Below are 1,684 nucleotides of genomic sequence, written 5' to 3' on the forward strand. Positions count from 1 at the left end.
TCATGGAGTCCAGATGGTGCCGATCGATTTACGACAACATACCCGAATGAAAACATACTGCTAGGAACTAAGTTTGAAGATACAAATGACTGGCCAATTATTTGGAATAGCGGTGGTGGAACTAGGGCTTTACCAGCTGATGGTCTTAAGATAACAGCAACTACTGAATCACAGTTCGGTGCTGGTACAAAAATTACTAGAAGTCCCAAAAAAGGTGATAGTCTCAACATAAGTTTTGAATATCGTGGAACAGGAACTACAGAGCCTTATTTCATGGTGAGTGGTTCTGCCAATATTCCGATTGGGCAACTACCACCAGCAAGTGAAACAACATGGACTAAATTTAGCAAAAAGTTTACTTATCCTGATAATGCTGGCACGATTGTAAGTTTTTCGATATTAACTAGGGGTACAGGTAAGTGGACGCAAATAAAAAAAGAAACTGTCAAGGTTGAGTTTGGTGACGGTTCAACATGGACACCGGCGCCTAGTGAAGATTTCATCAATGCATATCCTTCCTATGTAGGAACTTACACAACATTTGATGATGTCCAATCCACAAATCCTGCTGATTATACGTGGCAAAGAATTTTAGGTATGAACGGAGAAAATGGAAAAGATGGCATCGCAGGGAAAGATGGTGTTGGAGTTTCTGATACAAATATTACTTATGCTCAATCTACAAGTGGAACGTCAGCCCCAACTTCTGGATGGACAATTCAAGTTCCGGCATTAATTAAGGGTCAGTATTTGTGGACTAAAACTACTTGGACTTACACGGATTCTTCAACAGAAACTGGTTATACTGTTTCATACAATGCAAAAGATGGTAACAACGGAACTGACGGAATTGCGGGAAAAGATGGCGTAGGAATTTCAAGCACGAAAATTGAATATGTATCTTCAACTTCTGGAACTGTAAAACCAACTACCGGATGGACTACATCAATACCTACTGTACCAGCAGGATCTTTTTTATGGACCAAAACCACTTGGACATATACAGATGGAACAAATGAATCAGGTTATTCTGCAGCAAAAATGGGTGAAAAAGGGGATCAAGGTATCCAGGGACCTAAAGGGTCTGATGGTCAAACTTATTACACTTGGTTGAAGTATGCAGATACGCCAACAAGTGGAATGTCTGACAGCCCAACAGGAAAAGCTTATATCGGATTGGCATACAACAAACCAACAGCCACCGAATCGACAAACTATGCCGACTACACTTGGTCATTGATCAAAGGATCAGATGGAGCGCAGGGACCCAAAGGAGATAATGGACAAACACTTTATACGTGGATTAAGTATGCCACATCAGCTACTGGCGCAGGAATGTCTGATAGTCCAACAGGTAAGACTTACATTGGATTAGCCTACAACAAAACAACTGCTAATGAAAGCACCAACGCTGCTGATTACTCCTGGTCTTTGATTAAAGGAGATAAAGGTGATACAGGGCCAACTGGACCTCAAGGACCACAGGGACCAGCAGGACCGAAAGGCGATCGTGGCATTATGGGCGTTGCCTATATGCAACCTACTCAGCCTAGCGATACCACAGAAGGAGCCACATGGTTTCAAACTGAATCGTCAACAAGTGATAAAATTATTGCGGTATACACATACAAGAGTGGTTGGCAAAAAAAGAAATATGCTAGTGCAACATTAGCAGTTGAATCTT

At 41.6% G+C, this 1,684-nt stretch carries 1 pseudogene; it reads left to right on the plus strand.

The features are described 5' to 3' along the window. A pseudogene (locus tag DVW06_RS17130) lies at positions 1-1,684 on the plus strand (collagen-like protein); the annotation flags it as partial.

The sequence above is a fragment of the Enterococcus sp. ARL09-542 genome, assembly GCF_005234805.1.
GTDB lineage: Bacteria > Bacillota > Bacilli > Lactobacillales > Enterococcaceae > Enterococcus_D > Enterococcus_D gallinarum.